This window comes from Pseudomonas sp. B16120 (genome assembly GCF_044218845.1).
Taxonomy (GTDB): domain Bacteria; phylum Pseudomonadota; class Gammaproteobacteria; order Pseudomonadales; family Pseudomonadaceae; genus Aquipseudomonas; species Aquipseudomonas paracarnis.
On record NZ_CP162588.1, the window covers coordinates 2,416,403 to 2,440,546 of the forward strand.

Sequence of the window (24,144 nt, forward strand, 5' to 3'; positions counted from 1 at the left end):
TTGAGCATGGGTAGGGCTGGTACCATATTCCAATGGGAAGCCCCAGATGGCGGAAATGTAATATGGCGTGCCGGCACGGAGAGCGCATTGGCCAGAGTGGTCGCGGTATTCGGTGCGGCGAAGCGCACTGCGCCGATCTCTTTCCAACCGCCGGGCCAACCGTGTGAAAGTGCTGGTGCATGATGGCGTCGGTATCCCGCGCTCGACACTGGCGCAGTGGGTGGGTCAAACCGGCGTGCAGCTTCAGTCGCTGGTCGATGCGCTGCGCGAAGCAGTGCTGGCCCAGCGCGTAGTCCACGCCGATGAAACACCGGTACAAATGCTGGCTCCAGGAGAGAAGAAAACCTACCGCGCTTAGGTCTGGGCCTACAGCAGCACGCCATTCTCGGCACTTAAGGCTGTGGTCTACGACTTCAGCCCCAGTTGTGTCGGCGAACATGCGCGTAACTTCCTGGGCACATGGAACGACAAGCTAATTTGTGATGACTCGCCGGCTACAAGGCCAGCTTCGAGTTGGGCATCACCGAAATCGGCTGTATGGCGCATACTCGGCGCAAGTTCTACGACCAGCACGTGGAGAACAAAAGCCAGCGGGCGGAGCAGGCGCTTCGCTCGATTGGTGGGCTGTACGAAGTCGAGCGACACGCTAAGGAAATGAGCGGCGAAGACAGGTGGCGATTACGCCAGGAAACAGCAGCCCCCATCGCTGAAAAACTTCATGAGTGGATGCCGGCCCAACGCGAACGTGTACCCGAGGGCTCGGCTACGTCCAAGACCCTGGATTACAGTATTAAAAGCTGGGTAGCGCTGACGCACTACCTGGAACATGGTGCTGTGCGGTGCTTACTGCATCAAGTTCATCATTGAACATTATGGGCCACTGAGAGGCGGCAAGAGTACCGTTCAGTGGCGGGTGTGCCAGCGTTGACTCTGCGTGTTGAGCTCTTTTGGGAGGCTTCGGACGTTTATGCTTTTTCCACTTTAAGGAAAGGATTATCGGCAGGTACCGGCCCAGCTTCGAATAAGAGTGCTGGATTTTCTAACAAATAGCCTTTGAGGGTTCCTTTTTTTCTTGGACCTTCCACCTGACAGATCCAGATATTCAAACCATCATCACGCTTTAGGTGGGTTTTCAGTTTTTCGAATTGCTTCTGTACCCATCGCCATTCCTCACCTGCGGAATCGGTCCTCAGTGAGATGCCCGGAAACTCCTGAACGTAGCGCTGAAAAAGGCCAGGCGTGACCAGGAACACATTGCCGCTCACCGTATGGATTTTGGCCTTGCTGTCATTGATGATCAGCTTGTGGCTGAGGATGCCTTCTTTGACCCAATTCAGGAATGTCTGGCCTGGGTTATCCGAAGGAGGGGTTGACGTTTCGAGAGCGCTTTCTAATGGCGCATAACTGGCCTCAGGCTCTTCCAACTCGAACATATCCAGCAGCGTGCCGAGATAGTCGGCATCCTCCATCTGCGGTGGCTCGGGCTGCGATGGGCTTTGACGAGATTCTGCACTGACAGTCTCGGGCGCTGCAGGTGATGCCGGAGTGTTGGGCTGATTGTCATCGCGTGCAACGCTTACCGTTCCGTTGAAAGCCTCAGGTCGGTCTTCGTTCCCCCAAATCAATGTCGGTTGAAGGCGCAAAAAGGTAAAGCTTTGCTCCCAGTTTCCCTGTGCGACAACAGCGCTCCAGATGGCTCTGCCTTCCGGGGTAGACTCGACCAGCCCATGCGACTGGAGTTCGTCGAATACCGCGATGTTGGATGAAGGAATGCCCTCGATCGATTGCGACAGCAGATAGGCTCGCAGCTTGTCCGTGACCGTCTTGCTGACGAGCCAGAGTGCGTCTTGGGTCAGCCATCCAGCGGCACCTGGCTGGTTGAGTTTCAGCTCGTGCTGAACTAGATGACGCAGTCCGCTGATCAAGTGATGTTGCAGCGAATGAATCGGCGCTTGTAGCGCCTTGCTTGGGTTACCACCGATGTTCTGCGCGGTGGAAACACGGTCGGCCTGCATCACCAACTCACCGACCACGCCGGCACGTTCGTACTGGCCCGCCAGGACATATAACAAGCTGGCCCACAGCGGCGGAAATCCACTGAGCCAATCGAGGATGGGACGGTCGAGAATCTGGGTATAGAGCAAACCTGCGGCAGCGCCGTGCAGGTGGTAGTCGCGACCTTTGTGGTAGCGCAATCGGTAGGGCTGATCCAGGGGGCCGTGCCAAGGATGCCAAACACAGCCATCCTGGCGTTCCACCAGCAGGTCCACGGCGATCTTGCCGATGTCATGCAGCAGGGCGCCATAGGCGATGCCAGCGGACCAGGCATCAGTCTGGGCGGCTTGGTCTTCGGGGGCGGCGCCGGTGGGAAGCAAATACGACTGACGCAGTTTCAAACTACAGGCAACCAGCTCCAAGCCATGGTCAAGCATGCCGCCGAGATACGCATGGTGGTGCGTCTCGCTGGCTGGGAGTTGCTGGACCAGCTCGGCGTAGCGATGGATCGGATTTAAATAGAGCTGGCTGAACTGCGGATGGGAGAGGGCGGTGTACTGCCAGATACGGTCGAGCAACTGGCGGCGATGCTCCGCGGCTAACAAGTTCTGGGGCGACTCGATGGGCAGGTAACCTTCAGCGACGTTTATGGTTGGTTGGGGAGGAGGCTTTAGCCTTTTGTGGCGAAACAGACTAAGCATCGTGACCTCCCGGAAAATGGCAGGGTCAGTGGCTTTTTAGCCTTTTTGGATAGGACTCTTACCCTTGACTCCCCATTCCTTTCCAACCCTTACCGCCCTTTTGCCGTGTGTCCCTTTGTGCGGCAATCGGAATATCGATTTGTCCAGGTGCCGTTTTGTTGGATGCGCGTGCTGGTAAGAAAAAGGAAAGTATCGGTACACTGCGGTGCGAATTTTATTGGGTCTTGCCATGAACCTCACTGATGCCACGCTCGTGCTGCTGCTCGCGGCACGTATCCATGGAACAGACGAAGCTGTCAGGGCCTCGGCGAAGAGCGTGGTCAAGAAGTTACCGCGCAGCAAACGTGATCTGATCTACAAGGTGATCGACAGTCGAAGTCCGCTCGAGCTGGTGGATTTTCTGGCGCAGAATCTGGATGAGTGATAGCTCGACGTTGGAGTCTGGCTATCTATTATTTTTTACGTGAGACGCCCGTGGCGCGATGCCGTCTGTTTTCTAGAAACAGAAAAAAGGGCTCAACTCACGTTGGGCCCTATGACGCGTTTGCAGCAGTGAGGTAACGATCAAGCTCCATCGTTCATGCAGAGTGAGTCATCCAAGACCGCTTGCTTCAGTTGCTGCTCCAGATTGAGCACATACTCCGAGGCGCTGCGGGCCTGACCACTGGCGCGAAAGATCGCGCGTTTGTCAGCCTTGAGCAGGCCGAGCCAGGAGTCGATGTAGCCCTCGTGCCGCAGCTCCCCCTGTATACCGGCGTAGGCACATAAAAACGCAGCGCCCATCTCGGCGATCAACTCCTCAAACGCGTAGCCTGGCGAGCCGAACGGACAAGCTGACGTCATGCCTTCGCGCTGCAACCGGGCGTGATGCCCGGTCCAGTGCGTCAGCTCATGAAGTGCCGTGGCGTAGTACCCGCCTTCATCGTGAAATTGTGCTTTTGTCGGCAGTTGGATGAGATCCCTGATCGGGTGGTAAAAGGCTTCGTCGGCAGGCCGATGAACGATGCGTGCACCTGAACTTAACAGCAGATTTTCCGCGGCGCTGTTGGGCTGGAAGGGATCACTCTGTTCCGTCTCGAGCAGGGTGTCATTGAGCATTTCGAGCCCCTCCGTTTGCTCGATGTTGAACAGAAAATGTGTCCTGAGAATGCCGAAGTGAGCGACCTTGGGCTGACCGTTTTCATCGAGTACGGGTTGGCCTGACTCGGTCTGTTCCTCGCGCTCCATCGGCTTGTAGAGCACCGCCAGAGTGCTGTGCTCACCCTTACGAATGTGCCCACCGGTCTTTTTGGCTTGGTTGAAAGTCAGCCAACGATCTTGAGTGAACCCCTGCAACCTGGCCTCGGCCCAGAGCAGCGGTAAATTGATGCCCGAATACGGACGTCGCGTGATGGCGTTGATGGGGTAGGGTTGATGACCGATGTAAGCGGAGCCACTTGAGGACCAGGGTTTGATCCAGGGAACAACGCCTTGGTCTAACGCGGTAACGATCTTGTCTGTCACGTCTTGGTAGATATCGCGCATGGCAATTTCCTCGAGAGAAAAACGGAGGAACGCCTTGCCCGTCGGGGGAGGGTTCCCCGGTTGGGTGATGGGCTGGATTGATGCAGGTCTTGCATGCCGTCCGAATGTGGAGGTGGGCGCCGCCCATTGCGCTTAGCGCTGGTGTTCTCCTGCAAGCGCTATCAACAAGAAGCCAGGCTGACCCGGTTCTTGGAGTAGGCTCAGACTCAATTGCAGCAACGGGTCGTGGTCTAAGTGACCGGTTGGTTCAATGTGGATTACCTCGAACAGCACGTAAGGCTTGTGTGGAAAGGCCAAGTGGGCTTCGAAGGCTGCGCGCAATACGTGGCTCAACCGATCGACCTGCAGCTTCTCAGCGTGATCGGATTGCTCGAGCAGTACTGCGCGTTGCCACGCGCCAGGGGTGAACACGATGGGCAACCGAAGGGTGTTCAGTGTTTCCGGTGTAAGTGAGTCGGGCATGGTATGTCTCCGTTGAAAACGCGAAGAAACCTGTCCTGTGCGGGGAAAGATTTCCCCGCAGTGGGTTGAAGAAAATCAAGAGGGCTTATCTCACGAGCAGCGCTCGAAAGGCGCTTAGGAGAGCAGTAGGCGTTCATCACCGTAGCAACGGCCATCGTGCGAGCCACCGAACGCTAATCGCACTTGGGGAGAACCATCACCGAGGTGACATAGTCTCGAAGGTCCTGACTATCTGGGCAGGTGCTGTTGATAGCAGCGATCCGTAGCTTGTATTTAGCCGGACGACTGATATGGGTCAATCACTGTAAAGACCCTGATTTACGGGGGCTGTCTTCTGACTTCCAATGAAGATTTTTCGGCCGGAAAAACTGATAAGCGGTCAGGCACGGGCCGTTTTCAGTAGTAGGCTGTTACCCTTGTCTCAACCATGAAAACGCTCAGAAGAGGGCGAGACGATGCCAACTCAACAACCTGTTCAGAGTTCACGTGCCCACCGCTGGGCGTACGCCTGTGGTCTGTCGGTGAAGCGTGGTTACCGTAAGTTGAAAACGTTTGAATCCCGCGTGGTTGAGCGTGCGGAAATGGCAGGTATGCCCGCAGGTAAATTACTTGTTCGCGGGAGTTTTCTGACTGCCAAGTTTGCTCTGCTCGGAGCATTTCTTTTTGTTAGCTTCTGGTTGTTTGTGCTGATGTGCACAATCGTCGTATTAGCAGCTATCCCAATTCAAGATTCAGACACTCTAGGTATTGACGATCTCGATGATCCAACGCATAGAACGTCTTGGCCTGAGCGGTACGATAAATGGGGTTCTCTGAAGTAGCCTCTTGGTTATTTTGAGCTCGATTTACCCGAAACAATTCTTGCACCGCTCATCAACTGAGAGGTTCCGTTAGAGCTCGCTGTCTGTGCTGCGTGGGTTCCCCTGCTGAGCATTCCTTCTACGCCTGAACCTACGCTATATCCGGCCCAGCTCATGGCCCCTAGAAACAGCATTGGTAGCACGATGAACATCGCCCCCATCACATACTCAATTACCTGCGCGGTGACCGTCCCATCCATAAACCCGGACGTAGGCAGCGATAACAGCACTTGATTGGACGCCGAAACTTGGTTGTATAAGGTGTCGAGCATGCTGGAGTCGATCCAGCGGGCGAGTTCCCACCAGAAACTCAGCATGTGCAGCGTGAACAGCGCGAACGTCACCGTCATGACGGTCTTCAGCTGGTAGGTACTGACCAGCAAGATCAACGGTAAGCTGATGATGACGCCCATGATCAGGAAAGCCTGCACCATCGGCAGAGCGGCACGTAGCGCATTCATTGCCGGGAAGTTGCTGAAGGAACCCAGTGCCAGCCCGGTATTAGTGGCCAGGTTATTGAGCCCCTGATTGATCGAGCCGCCACGAGCGCTGGAGCCATAGTCCTGGTACACCTGTCCGGGCGACATGGACATCGATTGCTGGCGCGGGCTGACCAGCTCACGCAGGGTGGCATCCTCGATCTCGTTGCTCGAACGACCAGTCAACCAACCTTTCAGCTGAGTCAGCAGCGAGGGATCGACCTGCTGGATCAAGCGCTCGCGCAACCCAACACCGCTATCACTCCACCACTGCTTGCAGGTGGGGTAGCCCGCGCCATTCTCCAGCCGAGGTAAGGAAACATCGCGGCTTTCGTCATACGGCCAGCTGACTCGCGGTGTGCGTGAACGATCCGTATCGTAGTAGCCGGGCGTGTCGAGAAAATAGCTTGAGCCGATCCAGGAGGCGTCGTGACTTTGTATCTTGTCCAACTGCGGACGGTTGGTGAACAACCGAGAACGGGAATAGCCATAGCAGTCGCGGGTGAAGTCGGCGATTTCTTGCAGCAGTATCTGACTGTCGATACGCGAACTGTCGATCTCCATGCGCATCTGCCGGATATCCGGTGCACATGGAATGGAAGCGGTGGCTGCGGCGGTTACGCCTTTGCTCAAGGCATGCACCAGAAACCACCAGATCGGCACGTTGGCGGAGCGTTCGCCGATGGTATTGAAGGTCGTCCCCCAGGCGGTTTCTGCTGGCTTGGCCACACTGACACCGCAGCGTTGGCTCGCCACATCATCGAACGTCATCGAGGCGAGGCTCAGCGGAAAGACCGGCGCGCAGCCGAACAACACGACGATGTAGGCCAGCCACAGCCGGTTCTCGATCCGCGGCACCGAGAGCAGTCCCTTGTTGCCTTCATCCGCGCCTTGCTGACGGGCCGACAACCATTCTTGCAAAATGATTGCGCCAAAGGGCGCGGCGAACAGTCCGGTGTCGGACAGGACGCTCCAGAGGCCGTTGTTGATGATCCAGGCCAGCAGGGAGAGGTAAAACTCCAAGTAGCTGTTGGTGCTCATGAGCATGGTGGTGACCTCACAGTCGGGTGAACTCGACGACGGTCAAGAGCACGAGCCCTAATGTCCCGATGTGCTTCACACGCAGTCGATCCTGTGGTCGATGTCGGTAGCGCCGAAGCAGATCCCACCAGAGCGCAAAGAGGGCGCCGTAGAGCAGGGCACGCCACCACCGCAGATAGGGCCGTGCGGATTCGAATGCCTGCTGCCAGGCCTCGAAACTACCCAGCGCAGTGCGGCCGATCCAGGCGACCAATGCGGCGGTGAGGATCATCACCGTGGCAATTCCCAGACCTGAAAGCATAGTGAACAGCCGTGAGTGTTTCATGGCTTCACTTGCGCCTGGCGTCGGCGTCATTGAGTCGGCTGGGTTCGGGATCACCTTGTTCGACGGCGCGCGATGCGTCGGCACCCCCAGCATGCCGATCGAGCACCAAGCTGGCGGTATTGGTGGCCAGCATCTGCCGGACCTGCAGTTCGGTCTGCAGCAGGCGAATTTCGCGCTCCAGAGCGTCGATGTTTTTCGTCAAGGCGGTTTGGGCCGGTTCGGCGGAAGCGATGTTGGGTTCGTGGCTGCCCGCCAGCAGCGTGCGCAGCAGTAGCAACGCTTTGTCCAGCACGCTGGACAAGGCTGTCTCGCTGGCCAGGCGTCGCGCCAGCAGATCCTGGTCGGGATCGTCGCGCAGGGCTTCAACCACACTACGGGTCACCGGCAGCATCGAGCTGGAGGCTTTAGTCAGATTGTCAGGGGTAGGCGGCAGAGAGCCAGACAACAGCCCTTGTAGGGCCTTGAGGCGCTCGCTGTAGGCCTCCTGGATCAGCGGCGTCAGCCCGCTACCCGCGGTAGCACGCAGGGTTTCGCAGCTGTCGCAGGTCGCGACTTCGCTCTCGCCCAATACCCGAACGGCCCAGTCGGACTCCTCCTGGGGCGAAGCCCAGGTCTGGCAAATGGCCCCACCCAAACAGTCGCTGCTACTAATCGAGGTACTGTCATCCATCGTCCGGTTATGCAGCAAGTTGTAGCCCGCGCGCACTACGTCGGCGGTCACCCGAATGGGCGTCTGTCCGTTACCTCCGGCCTTCGAACCGCCGACCCAGGACACCCCATTGTTGCCGTTCCTGACCTCGGTGTTTCTCACCGCGGCCACCGCATCACCGCCGGTTTGCTCCAGGTTGCCTTGCATTTCTTGGTTCTTGGCCAGCGCCCCCCAGCTGGCTTGACCGACCTTGTCCGCCATTTTCTCGGCCATGGCCTGGCAGGTCAGTTTGGAGCGGTCGAAGTCGATACGACCTTGCATCACCCCGTTACTGAGCAACTCATAGAGACCGGGGTTGGCACGCTGGATGATCAACGCCGGCAGCGACATCACCGCTTGGGTCGCGTTTTGCACGATGCTGCCCATGATCTGCTGGAAACCTTCGGTGACGCCGTTCAGCTGGTTTTGCAGGGTGTTGGTGAGGCTCATGTTGCCGCACATCATGTTCGCTCGCCATGACCCGCCGACACCGAGACCACTGGGTCGGTAGAGCGAACTCGGTGAGCCGACTGTCGAGCCGCCACCAACGGTGTACATCACTCGGTCGTCGAGTACTTCGCCTTGAGTACCCAGGCGGTAATCGCCTTCGGCGGCGAGGGCATGCATGGGCATGGCGAGCAGTCCGTAGAGCACCAGATTCATCGTGCCCAACCAGGATCGTGCGAGAAACCGACTCATGAAGCACCGCCTTCGAAGTCGATGCTGAACAGGAAGGTCTGCCCCTCACGCTTGCAGCAGCTATAGGGACGCCACAACGACCAGGCGTAGCCGCCATCCGCGCTCTGTACCGGATCGCTGGGGAAGATGGCGCACGTGGGCTGCACTTGGGGGTAGAGCAATTGCCATTTGTGGGTCGAAGCGTTGTTTTCAACTATAGGGCCAGGCGGCCAGTAGCCGTCGCGTTTGGCGGGCGTGAGGGGAACGTACACATGCGGCTGCCAGTTGCGGGTAATCACATCGCCGGCCCGTTGCGCCATGACGGCGGCCGCCTTGAAATCGTCGGGCTGGACCAGAAAGCCCTGTCGGGGATAGACGTTGCCCCACATGTTTCCCAAAGCCTGACGACCAATTTCACGGATCCCCGGCATGAGCGACTCGGGGTAAAAACTTTCCGGGATGCCATGGCGCCAGGCCAGTGTGTCCAGGGTGCTCAGGTAATAGGGCATGAACGCAGTAGCGCCGCTGGCGCAGGCGTAGCCGGATTGAGAAGCCAATTGCGTGGCGGCCCAGCCACCGGGGTGACCTATGCCATCAACGTTTTTGAAGCGAGGCAAATTGTCGCGGTGGGTGTTCGGGGTGATCAGGTTGCCGCCCCCCTCCGCACCGCTGATGGGAGCGGAGAGGGTGGCCATCTCGGTCCAGGGGTTATTGCCCGTGATGGCACAGCTCGAGACCACGAGTTCAGGAATGAAATGACGAACCTTGGTCGAGGTTTTGACTGTGCAGCCGAAGGGCGTGCAGAGCAGCCAGAAACAAATACCGACGACCCTGTAGGCGAGGCAATTTGGCGAAAGCACAGAGGCGGTGATGCTGCCAGTATCCAGCGCCATGCTTGGGCCGCACGCCAGCAGGATGCTTAGCGCCAGGGGCCGTAGCTTTGTGGGCGAAATTGACGAGCAGGCAACAGGCATGATCCAGGCTCTCGGTGTATGGCCTGGGCAGGTTCGATTACGGACTGAAGGCTGTCAGTGGAAATTATGAAGGCGGACCTATCGGATTTGTGAGTCGTGAGACTATTATTTGACGTGAAGGGCGCTGCGCAGAGTATCGGGTTCAGCAAGTAGCTGATCCGTGGTGATTTCGAGAATATTGGCGAGCTTGCACAGGACCAATAGCGACGGATTGCCCGTGCATCGTTCTATTTGACTGACGTAGGTGCGATCCACCTCTGCCATGAGCGCCAATTGCTCTTGGGTAAGGTTTTTCACGCGTCGCATCAGGCGAATGTTTTCCGCCAGATGCAGACGAAGCTGTTCGTAGTCTTGAGTCATGCGCGCAAATTGCGCCTAGAGGGACTCTCAATCCACGGGGTATAGTCTACATTGACATTGATCTAGGCCATTTTATGCTCATGCCTGTTATCGAGCGTTCATTTGGTTTCGTTAAGATTTTCGAAGCTGGGCCCAGCGTCTAACAATAAATCAGAAATCCAGGGTGCGTATGAACGAAAACTACCTTTCAATTCCCGCTGCGGATGGTTGTCCAAGTCTTTTGACACCTTGGGGCAGCGAGTTTGCCCCGATGATCGAACGTGGCGTGCAATGCGCTCAGGCTTGGCTTGATACGCCCGGCGAGATTCCCCTGTGGTGGGCGTTGGCGCAAACCCGCAAGACCTTTGCTGTCGGTGACCGCCAAGATGCTTTTGAGGCTGGATTCCTGTTGAGGATTCAGCAGCGATTAAATTGTGCCGAATGAACGATCTGAGGAAAACGACGTTTAAGCAGGCTTCGTATGGATGACATGGACAGTTCCCTGTGTCCGGCAAGCGTGTTCGGCTGCTGAAGCCCCAATACCAGCGCTCTCACAGAGTTGGTATTGGGTAATCGCCGCCGGCGTCTAGTTAACCGCGCCTTTCAGCGACTTACCGGCTTTGAAACTAGGCGTCTTCGCGGCTGCGATCTTGATGGTGCCCCCAGTTTGAGGGTTGCGGCCGTCGCGCGCTGCACGCGCTTTCACCGCAAAGGTACCAAAACCAACCAAGGTGACGTTCTCACCACTTTGCAACGCAGTGGATATGATGGTTGTGAGGGCTTCCAGTGCGCGCCCGGCATTAGACTTCGGGAGGTCGGTGGAGCTCGCTATAGCCTCGATCAGTTCGTTTTTATTCATGTGCGACTCCTTCTGCTGGCTGAATGTTGACGAGTAAATCTACTTAGATAGTTCTGGCAAACCTGCCAAAAATTTCTAGCGGAATACTGATCCAGATCAGTTTATGCGCTTGATGTGCCTGATAGCCTCAAATAAACGTGCGCGATTTTTTTACCGGCCAGGTTTGGTGGGCAGGCGCTCCGGGAGCGCCTTTGTGATCGAATGTTAAGGAAGAGTGATGCACTTGGCAGGCAAGAAAAGCGCGATGAAGTTTGTGCTGGGCGGGGTGATTGTCGTCGGCTTGGGGTTCTGGGCCTGGATGGAGCTTCGACCATCCGGGCTGGGTGAGGGTTTTGCCAGTGGCAATGGACGCATCGAGGCCACTGAAATCGATGTGGCCACCAAGTTGGCGGGGCGCATACTGACCATTGATGCGGATGAAGGCGACTTCGTTCAGCCTGGCCAGGTGCTTGCTACCATGGATGTGCAAGTGCTTGAAGCGCAATTGAAACAGGCCCAGGCCCAGGTACGGCAGGCCGACAATGCGGTGCTAACCGCCAGCGCCATCGTTCAGCAACGCCAGAGCGAAAAGCAGGCTGCCGAAGCCACTGTCAATCAGCGGGTTGCCGAATTGACCGCCGCGCAAAAACGCTACGGACGTACCGATCAACTGATCAAGTACAACGCCGTGGCTCGTCAGCAGTTGGACGACGATTTAGCCGTGCAGCAAAGCAACCAGGCGGCGGTGGCTTCGGCCAAGGCTCAGGTCTGGTCGGCCGAAGCAGCGATTATTGCCGCCAAATCCCAGGTCATCGAAGCGCAGTCTAGCGTTGAAGCGCTCAAGGCAGGGGTTGATCGGTTGCAGGCCGATATCGTTGACAGCCAGCTCAAAACCGACCGCCAGGCGCGGGTCCAGTACCGAGTGGCACAACCTGGCGAGGTGTTGGCCGCCGGCGGCAAGGTGCTTAACCTAGTAGACCTCAATGACGTCTATCTGACCTTCTTCCTGCCCACGGCCCAGGCTGGGCGCGTGGCGCTGGGCTCTGACGTGCGGCTGATTCTGGATGCTGCGCCACAGTATGTGATCCCTGCGCAGGTCAGTTATGTCGCCAGTGTGGCGCAGTTCACGCCCAAGACCGTGGAGACCAGCAGTGAGCGGGAAAAGTTGATGTTTCGGGTCAAGGCGCGGATTGATCGCAAGCTGCTGGAAAAACATCTGAATCAGGTCAAAACTGGCCTGCCCGGTATGGCGTACCTCAAGCTGGATACCGATGCACAATGGCCGGCTGAACTTCAGATCAATGTGCCGCAATGACCGCGCCTCAAACCACCGTCGCGCAGCTTGCCGGAATAAGCCTGCACTACGGTAAGCAATGTGCGCTGGACGACGTGACGCTGCAGATACCGGCTGACTGCATGGTTGGGGTGATCGGCCCCGATGGGGTTGGCAAATCCAGTCTGCTGGCACTGATTTCCGGTGCGCGAAAACTGCAACAGGGCTCGTTGCAGGTGCTGGATGGCGACATGGCCAATGCCGGGCACCGACGTCAGGTATGCCCGCGCATTGCCTACATGCCTCAGGGCTTGGGCAAAAACCTGTACCCCACTCTGACGGTATTCGAAAACCTGGATTTTTTCGGCCGTCTGTTCGGGCAGGGGCAAGCCGAGCGCAAGCGACGTATCGATGATTTGGTACGCAGCACCGGCCTCGATGGCTTCACCGATCGCCCAGCGGGCAAACTCTCCGGAGGCATGAAGCAGAAACTGGGCCTGTGCTGTGCGTTGATCCATGATCCTGACCTGCTGATCCTTGACGAGCCGACTACTGGCGTCGATCCCCTTGCGCGCAATCAGTTCTGGGAGTTGATCGCGCGCATTCGCAGCAATCGTCCCGGCATGAGCGTACTGGTGTCCACTGCCTACATGGACGAAGCTCAGCGCTTTGACTGGCTGATGGCCATGGATGCCGGTAGGGTATTGGACACCGGCTCGCCCGCTGAGCTGCTGGAGCGCACCCACAGCGAAAATTTGGAGCAGGCTTTTATCGCCTTGCTTCCAGAAGAAAAGCGCCGTGGCCATCACACGTTGGTCATTCCGCCACGTAAAACCCAAGGAGCAGAAGCTGCTGTGGCGATTGAAGCCCACGGCCTGACCTGTCGCTTCGGGGATTTCGTCGCCGTGGATCATGTGGATTTTCGTATCGAGAAGGGCGAGATTTTCGGCTTCCTGGGCTCCAATGGTTGTGGCAAGTCCACCACCATGAAGATGCTCACTGGGTTACAGCCCGCTACCGAAGGCAAGGCTCAGCTGTTCGGGCAGGATGTCGACCCCAAGGACATCGAGACTCGACGCCGCGTGGGCTACATGTCTCAAGGCTTCTCGCTGTATGGCGAGTTGAGCGTTTTGCAGAACCTTGAGTTGCACGCGCGCCTATTTCATCTACCCAAGGAGCGGCAGGGCCAGCGTATCAAAGAAATGCTTGAGCGCTTTGACCTGGTTTCCGTAGCCGACAGCTTGCCCAATGATCTGCCTCTGGGCGTCAGGCAACGTCTGTCGCTGGCGGTGGCGGTTATCCATAATCCGGAAATTCTGATCCTCGACGAGCCGACCTCCGGTGTCGACCCAGTTGCGCGGGATAATTTCTGGGAGTTGCTGATCCAGTTATCCCGGGAAGAGGGCGTGACGATTTTCATCTCCACGCACTTCATGAACGAAGCGATGCGTTGCGACCGAATTTCGATGATGCATGCCGGTCGCGTACTGGACAGTGACACGCCGCAAGCCTTGATGGACAAGCGTGGTTTACCAACGCTGGAAGAAACCTTTATCGCCTACCTGGAGGATGTCGCGGCCCCGCAAACAGTGGCTGAGGCCCCAGCGGCCGTCGCGCAAGCAGCGGATGCTGTCAGGACCGTTCGGCAGTCGCGCTTCAGCTTGTCCCGCCTGCTCAGTTACAGCCGTCGCGAGGCCATGGAGTTACGCCGTGATCCGGTCCGCGCCACGCTTGCGCTGCTGGGCACCGGGCTGCTGATGCTGATTATAGGCTATGGTATCAATCTGGATGTAGAGAACCTGCGCTACGCAGTGCTTGACCGCGACCAGACGGGATCCAGTCAAGAATATATCCTCAACCTCTCCGGCTCGCGTTACTTCACCGAGAAGCAGGATCTGCGCGATTACGACGACCTGGATCAGCGCTTGCGAAGAGGTGATATAAGCCTGGCGATAGAGATCCCGCCTGGCTTTGGCCGTGACCTGAAGCGCGGCAGCCATCCCGAGGTGAGCTTCTGGGTCGACGGTGCCATGCCGACCCGGGCTGAAACCATCAAGGGTTATGTGGCCGGGATTCATGCCAGTTATTTGCAGCAGCGTTTGCTGGAAACGACTGGCACGGCGTCCGGCAGCCCGGTGGACATCGCCTTGCGCTATCGCTACAACCCCGATGTACAGAGCCTTCCGGCGATGGTTCCGGCGGTGATCCCGCTGTTGCTGATGCTGATCCCGGCCATGCTTACCGCCTTGGGTGTAGTCCGGGAAAAGGAGCTGGGTTCAATCACCAACCTGTATGTCACGCCCGTGACGCGTTTGGAGTTCCTTCTGGGCAAGCAATTGCCCTATATCGCCCTGGGGATGATCAATTTTATTCTGTTGTTGCTGCTGGCGGTGATGGTCTTCGGTGTCGCAGTCAAAGGTAGCCTGCTAACTTTGATCATCGGTGCCTTTTTTTACCTCATTTGTTCCACGGGTATGGGGCTTTTGATGTCGTCTATCCTCTCCAGCCAAATTGCGGCGATTTTCGGCACTGCGATCGTCACGCTACTGCCCGCGATTCAGTTTTCCGGGTTGCTCAATCCGGTGTCATCCCTGGAAGGCGTGGGCACGCTGGTCGGCAATATGTATCCGACCAGTCACTTCCTCACCATCAGCCGTGGGGTGTTTTCCAAGGGGTTAGGGCTGGCGGATCTGTACGGCTATTTCATCCCGTTATTGATTGCCATCCCGCTGCTGACGCTGTTCAGCGTCGCCGGCCTGAAAAAGCAGGAGAAGTGAGTGTCCAGTCTCTCCAACATCCTGCAATTGGGCATCAAGGAACTGCGTAGCTTGTACCACGACCCGGCGTTGCTGGCGCTGATCGTATTCTCGTTCACCCTCGGTGTTTACTCGGCTGCCACCAGTGTGCCGGAGACGCCGCACCGGGCCAGCATTGGGATCGTCGATGAAGACCGGTCGCAGGTGTCCAACCAAATCATCAACGCGTTCCAGATGCCGTACTTCCTCAAGCCGGTGGATATCGACTACTCCCAGATCGACCGTGGCATGGACTCGGGCGTCTATACCTTCACGCTGAATATCCCCGCGCGCTTCCAGCAGGACCTGCTTGCCGGGCGTAAGCCGACGATACAGGTCAACGTCGATGCCACCCAGATTAGCCAGGCGTTTTCTGGGGCTGGCTATATCCAGCAGATCATAGGCACGGAGGTGGCCGAGTTTCTCAAGCATTACCGCGCTGTCACGGCCGACGAGGTCGTGTCGGTGGTCCATATGGAGTTCAATCCGAATTTGATTTCCAGCTGGTTCGGAGCGATCAACGAGGTGATTAACCAGATCACCATGCTATCGATCATCCTCACCGGTGCAGCGCTGATTCGCGAGCGTGAGCACGGGACCATCGAACATCTGTTGGTCATGCCCATCACTCCGTTTGAAATTATGGTGGCCAAAGTCTGGTCAATGGCACTGGTAGTGCTGGCAGCAGCGGGGTTGTCGATGTTTTTTATCATCGAGAAGTGGTTGCAGATTCCTATCAATGGCTCGCTCGCACTGTTCCTGGCGGGCGCTGCTTTGCATTTGTTTGCCACCACATCGATCGGAATTTTCTACGGTACCCTGGCCCGCTCGATGCCCCAGTTGGGGCTGTTGATCATCCTGACGCTGATTCCTTTGCAAATCCTCTCGGGAGGTATGACCCCCCGTGAAAGCATGCCCGAAGGGGTGCAGAACATCATGCTGGCGGCACCCACCACGCATTTCGTCGAGCTCAGTCAGGCGATTCTGTTTCGTGGTGCTTCATTGTCGATCATCTGGCCGCAGCTACTGGCGTTGGTGACGATTGGCAGCGTGTTCTTTTTCGTCGCGCTTTCACGCCTGCGCAAGTCCTTGAATTGACGATCGCGTGCGTTGGCGCGCACGCGACGCTTTGTCCAATGGGCCTAGCGTCTACGCTGGACTCCGCCGTTGGGCATTGCCTGGCACACGAACCCGAGCCCAATCAGATGCCCACCTGGGTTATATGCCAAGCATCCAGGGCGCAACCCCGCTCTTCATTGCTGGGCTCGACCACCACGGTGACCCGGCTGGTCGGACTCGAAATCACCGCATCCAGTTCGATGCCCAGATACTCTAGGCTCGCGCACATGCGTGCCCGAATCGTTGCGTTGTGTTCGCCGACGACAGCGGTGAACACCAGTACGTCCAGGCCGTCCAAGGTCGCCAGCAGCGCGCCGGCTTCATGCAGGAAACGGCACATTTATAAGGCAAGGGCCATGGCTGCGCGAGGTTCACCGGCTTCTACCTCAAGCAGTTCACGCGGGTCGCTGGAAATTCCGGAAACCCCCAGCAGGCCTGACTCGTGGTAGAGCTTATGGCTGACTCTTTCCAGGCCCAGCTTCCAGATTTCCATGAGGAAATCACCGCGCCGGGTCCATCGCATCGCCGCGCATGCCCAACATCAAGCCGTCTAGCGCCGAGAAGCCAATGGTCGTGGCGAGGAGAATTGCTGATGCGGCTGGAGGCATGACGGTGGCCTTACTTTCGCAGTTGGAGAGCAGAAATCTGCGCCTCATTCGCTAGTAATAACTTGTGTTTGGTTAGTAAAAAGGCAATTAAAAGGACCAGACTGTCTGGCTTTGGTATCGATGGCACAAACAACCCCATCTGCGGGCAGCGATATCAAACGGTTACGGCTTGGGACACAGCGGGACGCTCAGATTTCCTGCTGAAGAAGTACCCTCCACAACGATTTCATACTGGATGAAAAGCTTTCTGAACTGAATGCATTACGCCCAAACTGCCCGACGAAAGATCGCAACGAAACCGTCAGAGCAATGGCACCAGAAACATTATAAAAAAACAGATGGGGGTCGACGTTTTTTAGAAAACCATCAGCGACAGCATGCTCAACAATGGGTAGCAACACTTCTTGGGCGGGCCCTATGAGACGCTCATAAACATAAAGGAATCTTTCGTGCTGCTGCGCGACTTCCTTGATCACGAACATCGATATTTCAGGTGATGCAGCTGAAAAATCAATCATCTGGTCGACGGCAAACAGCAGTCGCTGCATGGATGTCTGGTTAGCGGGATCGAAGGGCTCGTGTGGTCGGCTCAGTTGCACGACAAACTTATCTGCGATGTCGTCTACGACAGCCTTCCAAAGCTCGAGTTTTGTGCCGTGCCGGTGTGATATCAGAGCCACGTCGACGTTTGCAGTGGAAGCGATGCGCCGCAGACTAGCGCCTTCGAAGCCGTGCGCTGCAAACGACTTTAGGGCCGCCCGAATGATGGCATCAGGTTTGATCTCATTGGCTTTCGGTGGTCGGCCTCGCCGTTTGGTGAGTTCGGTGTGCATTGGTTCAAATACCTTGGTCTAGACGGGTTGGTTGACATGCAGAGCCAAGCAGGGATTTAATCAGCGATCGATGAATAAATTTTCATGATGGGCTAATCGTAGCATTTGAGCTGTGATGCGTCTTACATGCGACGGCTGCTCTCGATCGGGGCTCAACCATCGTTATTCAGTGTGGACGTCGAGGCGAGTCCTCTTTCCCGTTTTCGCAGAACGATTAGCCAAATGGCCTGATAGCAACGTCTTCCGCCGCACGGCGGATGCGCTCATTTTCGTTAGTTCACTAGTAAGGTCTTTTTGTGTCGTTGCAACAATTGAATGGCTTGGCTCGTATCTGTCCTGGAGCAATGTTGGTCGTACTCATGATCGCTACCGTCGGTTGCGCCGGGGTCAAGGTCAATGCCGTTGATAATCGCGATTATCTCTCGCTTCGTCGTGGCGATGCGCTGACGTCAGGAAAGCTCAGTGTCGCCGCGCGTACCTCGCTACAGGTCGCCGGAGTTGCCGAAAAAGACTGCAGTGAGAACCCAAGTGCCTGCCGTGAACAGGTGCGTCTTAACGCAGGGTTGGGCGAGGAACAGCGTCTTTCCACGCTGTCTGAATTATGGCTACAAGAGGCTCAGGATTCGCGCAGTTCGTTAAGTGCCGAAGGCCGTACCGATGCTTTTTTGGAGAGCGCACGTTATGCCTACGCTTATCTGTTCCTGACAACTAGATCGCCCAGTCAGAGAGCTTTGGAAGACCGTCAATCACAGGTGCGCGATTACTACAACTTTTCCGTCCAGCAAGCACTCAGTGAGTTGTTCGAACGGTATCGCGGTCGTCCGCCACAGGCCGAGGATGACCGGGGGAATTTCCGGCTACGTGCAGGACGCTGGACGGTGTTCGGACGTATGGAAAATGTGCGTCTGGCCAATGAACGTTTTTTGCCACAAGAATTGATTCCTGCCGCCTCATTATCTTTTGCAGGACTGCGCAACCAGTATCGCCGTGATGGACTCGGTGCTGAACTAGTGGCTGTCACAGCGAAAAAGGTGGTTAACAGCGACAGCGACGAACAGTCCTGGAGCGAAACGCCTTTTCCAGCGGTGACCGCAGTCGCTCGTTTTCCAGGCCAAACCCTTGAGCAGGTGTTAGCCACCGATGAGGTCGAAGTGCTGGCCTACGACCCGTATCACCAAGACGCTGTGACGCTTGGCGGCATTGAAACGCCGTTGGCGGCCAACTTCACCTCGGGCTATGGTTTGTGGCTAGCGCGTTCCGGTTTTGCGCGTCAATCGTTGCTTACGTTGGTAGGGAGGGGGGATGTCCTGAAAAAGCCCCATCTATATCTCTTGCAGCCGTACGACCCAGAGCGCCATGTCGTGATCATGTTGCATGGTTTTGCAAGTAGCCCCGAGGCCTGGATTAACGTTGCCAATGAAGTCCTCGGTGATGAACACCTGCGACGCAATTACCAAGTGTGGCAGTTGTACTATCCGACGAACCTGCCGCTTGCGCTAAACAATGCCACCATCCGTAGCGTCATTGAGGAGACGTTGCAGCATTTCGATCCCGAGGGAACAGCGCGGGCCAGTCGTGACGTGGTTCTGGTAGGTCACAGCATGGGTGGTGTCCTGTCGCGCCTTATGGTATCGACGTCTGGAGCCGGGGTGGGAGATACGTTGTTGGCCAAGTACAAACTGAATGATCGACAACTGGCGGCTGCACACAAAAATCTAGATCCGTTTCTGAAGTTCTCGCCTTTGCCTCAGGTCAGCCGCGCGATTTTCGTCGCCGCTCCGCACCAGGGTACGCCGTTCGCCGAGAATCGCATTTCACGTTGGGCAGCCGGACTAGTACAGTTGCCGGTGTCGGTGCTCGATCGGTTCAAGCAATTGGGACAATTGTTGGTGATGCCTGGCAGTGCCTCCTCAGCCGCTATGGTGCGTCCGCTAAACAGTATCGACAACTTGAGCAATCATGATCCGCTTGTAATGGCGGTGGCAGATCTTCCTATCTCCCCAAAGGTGCAGTATCACAGCATTATCGGTAACTACACGCCGTCTATTGCGCTGACCCTTTCTGACGACGGAGTAGTGCCCTATAGCAGCAGCCATCTGCTCGGTGCGCAATCGGAAAAAATAGTGTCCTCAGGTCATAGCGTGCAAGAAACCCCCGAAGCAATTATCGAGATTCGCCGTGTCCTTCAACAGCATCTTGCAGATATGAAAGACTCCCCAGGGAGGCGCCAATGAGACCTGTGCGTAAGGTTATCGACCTATTGCTGCGCAGCCTGCTGACCCTGATAGGTACCGTTCTTATCGCCTGGGGTGCACTGGCGTTGAGTTATCGACTGCCATTGCCGTTGTGGGCCTGTAATGCAGTGATCTTCGTATGGTGTCTATGCGGAATAGGTTTTGCGGTACTGACATGGAGCACAAGGCCCTGGCGAGCCGTTCTCGGTTACGCCGTATTACTGGCAACTATCGGAGTCTGGTGGGGTACGCTCACACCGTCGAACGAGCGCATCTGGGCAGACGATGTCGCGCAGATGACCTCCGGGAAACTTGAAGGCAGCCGGCTGACAATGAGCAATGTGCGCAACTTCGAGTGGCAGACGGATGAAGATTACCGTGCCCGTTGGGAAACACGTGAATATGACCTGGAGCACTTGTCTTCGGTGGACCTCATCACTTCGTACTGGGGGATGCCTGCCATAGCCCACATCTTGGTGTCGTTCGGTTTCGAGGATGGTAGGTTTTTGCTGTTCAGTGTCGAAACCCGTAAGGAAAAGGGCGAGAGCTATTCTGCGATCAGCGGATTTTTCAAGCAGTACGAAGTCAGTATTCTGGCGACCGATGAACGTGACGCGTTGCGGGTTAGAACCAACGTGCGCGGTGAGGACGATTACCTCTATCGTATTGTGTTATCGGCGCCCCAGCGCAAAGCATTGTTGTTGTCCTACGTTGAGCAGGCCAATGATTTGCTGAGTCACCCGCGCTTTTACAATACCGTCAGCGCCAACTGTACCAGCATTGTTTTCGACATGATGAACACCATTGTGACAGGGTTGCCGATGGATTACCGGTTGCTCCTGACCGGTTACCTGCCTGGCTATGTTCACGATGTCGGTGGCCTGCAGCCGGCTTATTCGCTTGAAGCACTGCGAGAGGTCGGCCGCATCACTGAGCGTGCGAAGGAGGACTCCACAGGGTTTTCCGCGAGGATCCGTGAGGGCGTGCCGGGTTGGTAATCCTTTGATTTATTCAATGAGTGATGATTTAATTGGGCCAGCCTTTACTTTGCCGGTCAGGGAATACTCAGTGCCTCAAAGAAGGCCGCCAGTCCAGCACGTGCGCTCCATCCTGATGTTCTATCGGATAAAGGAAGACACTATGAAAGCCCTCGTCTATCAAGGTCCTGGCATTAAAGACTGGACCGACAAGCCTACCCCTGTCATCGATAAACCTACTGACGCCGTTATTCGTTTGTTGCACACCACAATATGCGGCACTGACTTGCATATCCTCAAGGGCGATGTTCCTGCGGTTACGCCTGGACGGACCCTTGGCCATGAAGGGGTTGGCATTGTCGAGACGGTCGGCTCGGCTATACGCAATTTCAAACCTGGTGATCATGTGCTGATCTCCTGTGTGACCTCTTGTGGCAGTTGCGCCAACTGTCGGCGTCAGATGTATTCTCACTGCGCTGACGGCGGCTGGATTCTTGGCCATATGATCGATGGAACTCAGGCTGAATACGTCCGCATTCCGCATGCCGATAACAGCCTTTATCCGGTTCCTGCGGGTGCGGATGAGGAAGCCCTGGTGATGCTGAGCGATATCTTGCCCACAGGGTTTGAAATCGGGGTCTTGGCCGGCAAGGTCAAGCCTGGTGACAGCGTGGTGATAGTCGGGGCGGGGCCGGTGGGTATGGCGGCATTGTTGACGGCTCAATTCTATTCTCCGGCCATGCTGATCGCGGTCGACGGTGATAGCAATCGCCTGGAGGTTGCCAAACGTTTCGGTGCCACCCACGTGATCGACATCAAGACCGAAAATGCTATCGAGCGTATCTTTGAATTGACCAATGGCATTGGTGTGGATGTCGCAATTGAGGCGGTGGGAATTCCAGCTTCTTTCGATACTTGTCAATCGGTGATAGCCCCAGGTGGCCATATTGCCAACGTGGGAGTGCACGGTAAGAGCGTGGAGCTACATCTGGAAAAGCTATGGATCCAAAACATCAACATATCCACCGGGTTGGTGAACACCAACACTACCCCGATGCTGATCAAGACGGTGCAAGCTGGCAAAATCGATGCGGGCCGGTTGATCACTCATCGCTTCGCACTGAATGACATACTTCAGGCTTACGAGGTCTTTGGCAACGCGGCCCAGGAAAAAGCGATCAAGGTCATTCTCAGCCAGTAACACCCGTCCGCCTCGCATTGCAGGAACTACGCATGGCGATCCAGACCAGCGGATTGTTGCTGGTGCTTAAGGCCGGTTCCTCAAGCTTGAAGTCATCTCTGTTTGGCGGCATAGCCTATGAGCAAATTAACCTCTGGCTCAGGGGCAGGGCCACCTGGATCGGCAGGGTGGGACCGGATGTAGTGCTGTAGTGCGCGGGGAACTTGCTGACAACCGAGGCGGGAGTAGCTTAGTGGCTAATGTAGAAACTGGTATCCGCGAACGAGGCGCGCTTTCATGTATGGGGGATCTCATCACGTGAGCACTACAACACCATTCTGGTCGTGTTAAACAGCATGAGTCGCTATGAGTTCGCGATAGATAAGTTGTCTGCCTCTCGGCTGTTTTCCAGAGGCGGTATGGCATGAGCTATTTCGAAGCCGGTTGTGCAACCACGATGCTTTCCTCGCGAGCATTTCGAGGACGTGCCCAGGATCCGCAACCGGCACTGGACAGCTGACTACGGCCAGCCACAGTCCCCCATTTGTTAGGGCCAAGCGTGCGGCTGGACCTTTTCCGATGCGTGAGGCTGTTTAATTCCCTTTTACCGTTTTAGCGAGAATCCTATGAATGAAGGTGCCTCAACTGCTACCCCACAGCAACAGCTACGCTTTCCGCCGGGACTGATCGTCGCGGTTGTGGCCATGGTGATCGTGTTGTTCTTGCCGTTGCCTACGGAGTTGCCGGTAGCCGGACACCGTATGCTGGCCATCCTGGTGTTTGCGGTCACGGTCTGGGTGACCGAGGCGGTTTCATACGAGGCCAGTGCCATCATGATCACTTCGCTGATAGCGATATTGATCGGCACTGCACCAACCGTGCAGGCCCCGTCACTCACCTATGGTTCATCGGCTGGTGTTTCAATGGCACTCACCGGCTTTTCCAATCCAGCCCTTGCGTTGGTGGTTGGGGCATTGTTCATCGCTGCCGCGATGACTCATACCGGGCTGGATCGCCGCATAGCACTTGTGACCTTGACGAAGGTCGGGGCCAGCACACGGCGGATCCTGTTCGGCGCAATGCTGGTGATCGTGCTACTGAGCCTGGTAGTACCCAGCGCCACCGCGCGTAGTGCCTGCGTGGTGCCTATCATGATGGGGGTGATCGCCGCCTTTGGCGTGGCCAAGCGCTCCAATATCGCAGCCGGTCTCATGATAATTGTTGCCCAAGGTACCAGTATTTGGAACGTGGGTATTCAAACAGCTGCCGCACAGAACTTGCTGACGGTGGGGTTCATGGAGAAGATGCTGGACCAAAGAGTGTCATGGATCGATTGGTTGATTGCGGGGACTCCCTGGGCAGTGATCATGTCGTTAGTGCTGATTGTGGTGGTGCTGAAAGTGCTCCCCCCTGAAAGCGACAGGGTGCCGGGTGGATTGGCAGCAGTGAAGCAAAGTTTGGCCGAGCTTGGACCTATGACTGGTCCGCAGAAACGCTTGGGAGTGGTATCGCTGCTGCTTTTATTGGCGTGGGCAAGCGAAGGCCGGTTGCATTCGTTCGACACCACATCGACCACCTATGCCGGATTAGTCATTCTCCTATTACCGCGTTTCGGTGTGATGACCTGGAAGGACGTTCAGTCCCGTATTCCCTGGGGCACGGTGATCGTATTCGGTGTCGGGATCAGCTTGGGCACTGCGTTGTTGACCACACAGGCCGGGCAGTGGCTAGGTGCGCAGGTGGTGGAGCATACGGGGTTGGACAAGGTCGGTCCGCTGGGCGTTTTTGCGATACTCAGCGCGTTTCTGATCGTGATCCACTTGGGGTTTGCCAGTGCTACGGCTCTGACTTCGGCACTGTTACCCATTCTCATGGCTGTGCTCCTCACGCTTCCAGGCGAGTTCAGTCGCGTAGGAATGACTATGTTGCTCGGGTTCGTTGTGAGCTTCGGTTTCATCCTGCCCATCAATGCACCGCAGAATATGGTTTGCTTGGGAACCGACACGTTTACCCCCAAACAGTTTGCTCGGGTCGGTGTTCTCATCACTTTGATTGGTTATGTGTTGTTACTGGTATTCGCCAGTACCTACTGGAGTTGGCTAGGCTGGATCTGAAGTGGGACTGCGGAGCTAATACGAAGTAACTACTCAGTAGAGTAGTAATTAAAACGCGCATAGTGACCAATTAGGTTAGTTAAATAGTCTTTGTGTTTTTTGAATCA

General features: G+C 56.4%; 21 protein-coding genes and 2 pseudogenes. 12 read left to right on the forward strand and 11 right to left on the reverse strand.

What is annotated here, in order from left to right; translation table 11 throughout:
• Window positions 1-190: 190 nt before the first annotated feature.
• A pseudogene (gene tnpC / locus AB4P90_RS11500) lies at window positions 191-864 on the forward strand (IS66 family transposase); the annotation flags it as partial.
• Between the two features lie 101 nt (window positions 865-965).
• On the opposite strand, the gene mobH reads toward tnpC, so the two are convergent.
• Window positions 966-2,696, reverse strand: coding sequence for a MobH family relaxase (gene mobH, locus AB4P90_RS11505; protein ID WP_169864970.1), 1,731 nt, complete (start codon window positions 2,694-2,696; stop codon window positions 966-968).
• Window positions 2,697-2,925: 229 nt separating this feature from the next.
• Between mobH and AB4P90_RS11510 the strand changes: the two genes are divergently transcribed.
• The gene (locus AB4P90_RS11510; RefSeq protein ID WP_034115548.1) at window positions 2,926-3,120 is read left to right on the forward strand and encodes a hypothetical protein; all 195 of its coding nucleotides are present in this window, start codon (window positions 2,926-2,928) and stop codon (window positions 3,118-3,120) included.
• 140 nt (window positions 3,121-3,260) lie between these two features.
• Here AB4P90_RS11510 and AB4P90_RS11515 read toward each other — a convergent pair whose 3' ends face one another.
• The gene (locus AB4P90_RS11515) at window positions 3,261-4,220 is read right to left on the reverse strand and encodes an ArdC family protein (protein ID WP_169864967.1); all 960 of its coding nucleotides are present in this window, start codon (window positions 4,218-4,220) and stop codon (window positions 3,261-3,263) included.
• Between the two features lie 132 nt (window positions 4,221-4,352).
• On the reverse strand, window positions 4,353-4,682 hold the full coding sequence (locus tag AB4P90_RS11520) for a hypothetical protein (RefSeq protein ID WP_034115546.1): 330 nt from the start codon (window positions 4,680-4,682) through the stop codon (window positions 4,353-4,355).
• Window positions 4,683-5,137: 455 nt separating this feature from the next.
• Between AB4P90_RS11520 and AB4P90_RS11525 the strand changes: the two genes are divergently transcribed.
• Complete coding sequence (locus tag AB4P90_RS11525) at window positions 5,138-5,503, forward strand: DUF3742 family protein (protein WP_080758808.1); 366 nt, start codon at window positions 5,138-5,140, stop codon at window positions 5,501-5,503.
• A gap of 8 nt (window positions 5,504-5,511) precedes the next feature.
• On the opposite strand, the gene AB4P90_RS11530 is transcribed toward AB4P90_RS11525, so the two are convergent.
• The 5 genes from AB4P90_RS11530 to AB4P90_RS11550 form a co-directional block, all read right to left on the reverse strand.
• Window positions 5,512-7,068: a conjugal transfer protein TraG N-terminal domain-containing protein gene (locus tag AB4P90_RS11530; RefSeq protein WP_169864964.1), complete on the reverse strand. Its 1,557-nt coding sequence runs from the start codon at window positions 7,066-7,068 to the stop codon at window positions 5,512-5,514.
• A 10-nt stretch (window positions 7,069-7,078) separates the two neighbouring features.
• A complete protein-coding gene (locus AB4P90_RS11535) occupies window positions 7,079-7,387 on the reverse strand; it encodes a hypothetical protein (RefSeq protein ID WP_034113471.1) in 309 nt (102 codons plus the stop codon).
• Window positions 7,388-7,391: 4 nt separating this feature from the next.
• A complete protein-coding gene (locus AB4P90_RS11540) occupies window positions 7,392-8,774 on the reverse strand; it encodes an integrating conjugative element protein (RefSeq protein WP_034113469.1) in 1,383 nt (460 codons plus the stop codon).
• Window positions 8,771-9,727, reverse strand: coding sequence for a TIGR03756 family integrating conjugative element protein (locus tag AB4P90_RS11545; protein WP_034113467.1), 957 nt, complete (start codon window positions 9,725-9,727; stop codon window positions 8,771-8,773). The genes AB4P90_RS11540 and AB4P90_RS11545 overlap by 4 nt, the downstream gene beginning before the upstream one ends.
• 105 nt (window positions 9,728-9,832) lie before the next feature.
• Window positions 9,833-10,087, reverse strand: coding sequence for a helix-turn-helix domain-containing protein (locus AB4P90_RS11550; protein WP_034113464.1), 255 nt, complete (start codon window positions 10,085-10,087; stop codon window positions 9,833-9,835).
• Window positions 10,088-10,256: 169 nt separating this feature from the next.
• Between AB4P90_RS11550 and AB4P90_RS11555 the strand changes: the two genes are divergently transcribed.
• Entirely contained in the window at window positions 10,257-10,511 is a 255-nt protein-coding gene (locus tag AB4P90_RS11555; protein ID WP_034113462.1) for a LasR-specific antiactivator QslA, read from the forward strand.
• Between the two features lie 141 nt (window positions 10,512-10,652).
• Here AB4P90_RS11555 and AB4P90_RS11560 read toward each other — a convergent pair whose 3' ends face one another.
• A complete protein-coding gene (locus AB4P90_RS11560) occupies window positions 10,653-10,925 on the reverse strand; it encodes an HU family DNA-binding protein (protein ID WP_034113460.1) in 273 nt (90 codons plus the stop codon).
• A gap of 244 nt (window positions 10,926-11,169) precedes the next feature.
• On the opposite strand from AB4P90_RS11560, the gene AB4P90_RS11565 reads away from it, so the two are divergent.
• The 3 genes from AB4P90_RS11565 to AB4P90_RS11575 are packed head-to-tail and all read left to right on the forward strand — an operon-like array spanning window position 11,170 to window position 16,070.
• Window positions 11,170-12,219 carry an HlyD family secretion protein gene (locus tag AB4P90_RS11565; protein WP_372436608.1) on the forward strand — a complete coding sequence of 350 codons (1,050 nt, stop codon included), beginning with the start codon at window positions 11,170-11,172 and terminating at the stop codon, window positions 12,217-12,219.
• On the forward strand, window positions 12,216-14,954 hold the full coding sequence (gene rbbA, locus AB4P90_RS11570; RefSeq protein ID WP_034113458.1) for a ribosome-associated ATPase/putative transporter RbbA: 2,739 nt from the start codon (window positions 12,216-12,218) through the stop codon (window positions 14,952-14,954). Before AB4P90_RS11565 ends, rbbA begins: the two co-directional genes overlap by 4 nt.
• Window positions 14,955-16,070, forward strand: coding sequence for an ABC transporter permease (locus tag AB4P90_RS11575; RefSeq protein WP_014338726.1), 1,116 nt, complete (start codon window positions 14,955-14,957; stop codon window positions 16,068-16,070).
• A 103-nt stretch (window positions 16,071-16,173) separates the two neighbouring features.
• On the opposite strand, the pseudogene AB4P90_RS11580 reads toward AB4P90_RS11575, so the two are convergent.
• Window positions 16,174-16,614, reverse strand: a pseudogene (locus AB4P90_RS11580) (hypothetical protein).
• Window positions 16,615-16,887: 273 nt separating this feature from the next.
• Window positions 16,888-17,532, reverse strand: coding sequence for a TetR/AcrR family transcriptional regulator (locus AB4P90_RS11585; protein ID WP_034113455.1), 645 nt, complete (start codon window positions 17,530-17,532; stop codon window positions 16,888-16,890).
• Window positions 17,533-17,891: 359 nt separating this feature from the next.
• Between AB4P90_RS11585 and AB4P90_RS11590 the strand changes: the two genes are divergently transcribed.
• The 5 genes from AB4P90_RS11590 (at window position 17,892) to AB4P90_RS11610 (ending at window position 24,037) form a co-directional block, all read left to right on the forward strand.
• Entirely contained in the window at window positions 17,892-19,766 is a 1,875-nt protein-coding gene (locus AB4P90_RS11590; RefSeq protein ID WP_318253191.1) for an alpha/beta fold hydrolase, read from the forward strand.
• Window positions 19,763-20,764, forward strand: a complete 1,002-nt coding sequence (locus AB4P90_RS11595; protein ID WP_034113453.1) for a DUF4105 domain-containing protein — start codon at window positions 19,763-19,765, stop codon at window positions 20,762-20,764. The genes AB4P90_RS11590 and AB4P90_RS11595 overlap by 4 nt, the downstream gene beginning before the upstream one ends.
• A 142-nt stretch (window positions 20,765-20,906) precedes the next feature.
• Window positions 20,907-21,944: a zinc-dependent alcohol dehydrogenase family protein gene (locus AB4P90_RS11600; protein WP_014338731.1), complete on the forward strand. Its 1,038-nt coding sequence runs from the start codon at window positions 20,907-20,909 to the stop codon at window positions 21,942-21,944.
• 32 nt (window positions 21,945-21,976) lie between these two features.
• Window positions 21,977-22,135 carry a hypothetical protein gene (locus tag AB4P90_RS11605; RefSeq protein ID WP_155717231.1) on the forward strand — a complete coding sequence of 53 codons (159 nt, stop codon included), beginning with the start codon at window positions 21,977-21,979 and terminating at the stop codon, window positions 22,133-22,135.
• Window positions 22,136-22,549: 414 nt separating this feature from the next.
• On the forward strand, window positions 22,550-24,037 hold the full coding sequence (locus AB4P90_RS11610; RefSeq protein WP_034113451.1) for a DASS family sodium-coupled anion symporter: 1,488 nt from the start codon (window positions 22,550-22,552) through the stop codon (window positions 24,035-24,037).
• Window positions 24,038-24,144: the final 107 nt, after the last annotated feature.

Bases quoted from the DNA above. Each gene is read 5' to 3' on its own strand.
- mobH (WP_169864970.1), bottom strand. From the start codon at position 2,696: ATGCTTAGTCTGTTTCGCCACAAAAGGCTAAAGCCTCCTCCCCAACCA.
- AB4P90_RS11510 (WP_034115548.1), top strand. From the start codon at position 2,926: ATGAACCTCACTGATGCCACGCTCGTGCTGCTGCTCGCGGCACGTATC.
- AB4P90_RS11515 (WP_169864967.1), bottom strand. From the start codon at position 4,220: ATGCGCGATATCTACCAAGACGTGACAGACAAGATCGTTACCGCGTTA.
- AB4P90_RS11520 (WP_034115546.1), bottom strand. From the start codon at position 4,682: ATGCCCGACTCACTTACACCGGAAACACTGAACACCCTTCGGTTGCCC.
- AB4P90_RS11525 (WP_080758808.1), top strand. From the start codon at position 5,138: ATGCCAACTCAACAACCTGTTCAGAGTTCACGTGCCCACCGCTGGGCG.
- AB4P90_RS11530 (WP_169864964.1), bottom strand. From the start codon at position 7,068: ATGCTCATGAGCACCAACAGCTACTTGGAGTTTTACCTCTCCCTGCTG.
- AB4P90_RS11535 (WP_034113471.1), bottom strand. From the start codon at position 7,387: ATGAAACACTCACGGCTGTTCACTATGCTTTCAGGTCTGGGAATTGCC.
- AB4P90_RS11540 (WP_034113469.1), bottom strand. From the start codon at position 8,774: ATGAGTCGGTTTCTCGCACGATCCTGGTTGGGCACGATGAATCTGGTG.
- AB4P90_RS11545 (WP_034113467.1), bottom strand. From the start codon at position 9,727: ATGCCTGTTGCCTGCTCGTCAATTTCGCCCACAAAGCTACGGCCCCTG.
- AB4P90_RS11550 (WP_034113464.1), bottom strand. From the start codon at position 10,087: ATGACTCAAGACTACGAACAGCTTCGTCTGCATCTGGCGGAAAACATT.
- AB4P90_RS11555 (WP_034113462.1), top strand. From the start codon at position 10,257: ATGAACGAAAACTACCTTTCAATTCCCGCTGCGGATGGTTGTCCAAGT.
- AB4P90_RS11560 (WP_034113460.1), bottom strand. From the start codon at position 10,925: ATGAATAAAAACGAACTGATCGAGGCTATAGCGAGCTCCACCGACCTC.
- AB4P90_RS11565 (WP_372436608.1), top strand. From the start codon at position 11,170: ATGAAGTTTGTGCTGGGCGGGGTGATTGTCGTCGGCTTGGGGTTCTGG.
- rbbA (WP_034113458.1), top strand. From the start codon at position 12,216: ATGACCGCGCCTCAAACCACCGTCGCGCAGCTTGCCGGAATAAGCCTG.
- AB4P90_RS11585 (WP_034113455.1), bottom strand. From the start codon at position 17,532: ATGCACACCGAACTCACCAAACGGCGAGGCCGACCACCGAAAGCCAAT.
- AB4P90_RS11590 (WP_318253191.1), top strand. From the start codon at position 17,892: ATGATCGCTACCGTCGGTTGCGCCGGGGTCAAGGTCAATGCCGTTGAT.
- AB4P90_RS11595 (WP_034113453.1), top strand. From the start codon at position 19,763: ATGAGACCTGTGCGTAAGGTTATCGACCTATTGCTGCGCAGCCTGCTG.
- AB4P90_RS11600 (WP_014338731.1), top strand. From the start codon at position 20,907: ATGAAAGCCCTCGTCTATCAAGGTCCTGGCATTAAAGACTGGACCGAC.
- AB4P90_RS11605 (WP_155717231.1), top strand. From the start codon at position 21,977: ATGGCGATCCAGACCAGCGGATTGTTGCTGGTGCTTAAGGCCGGTTCC.
- AB4P90_RS11610 (WP_034113451.1), top strand. From the start codon at position 22,550: ATGAATGAAGGTGCCTCAACTGCTACCCCACAGCAACAGCTACGCTTT.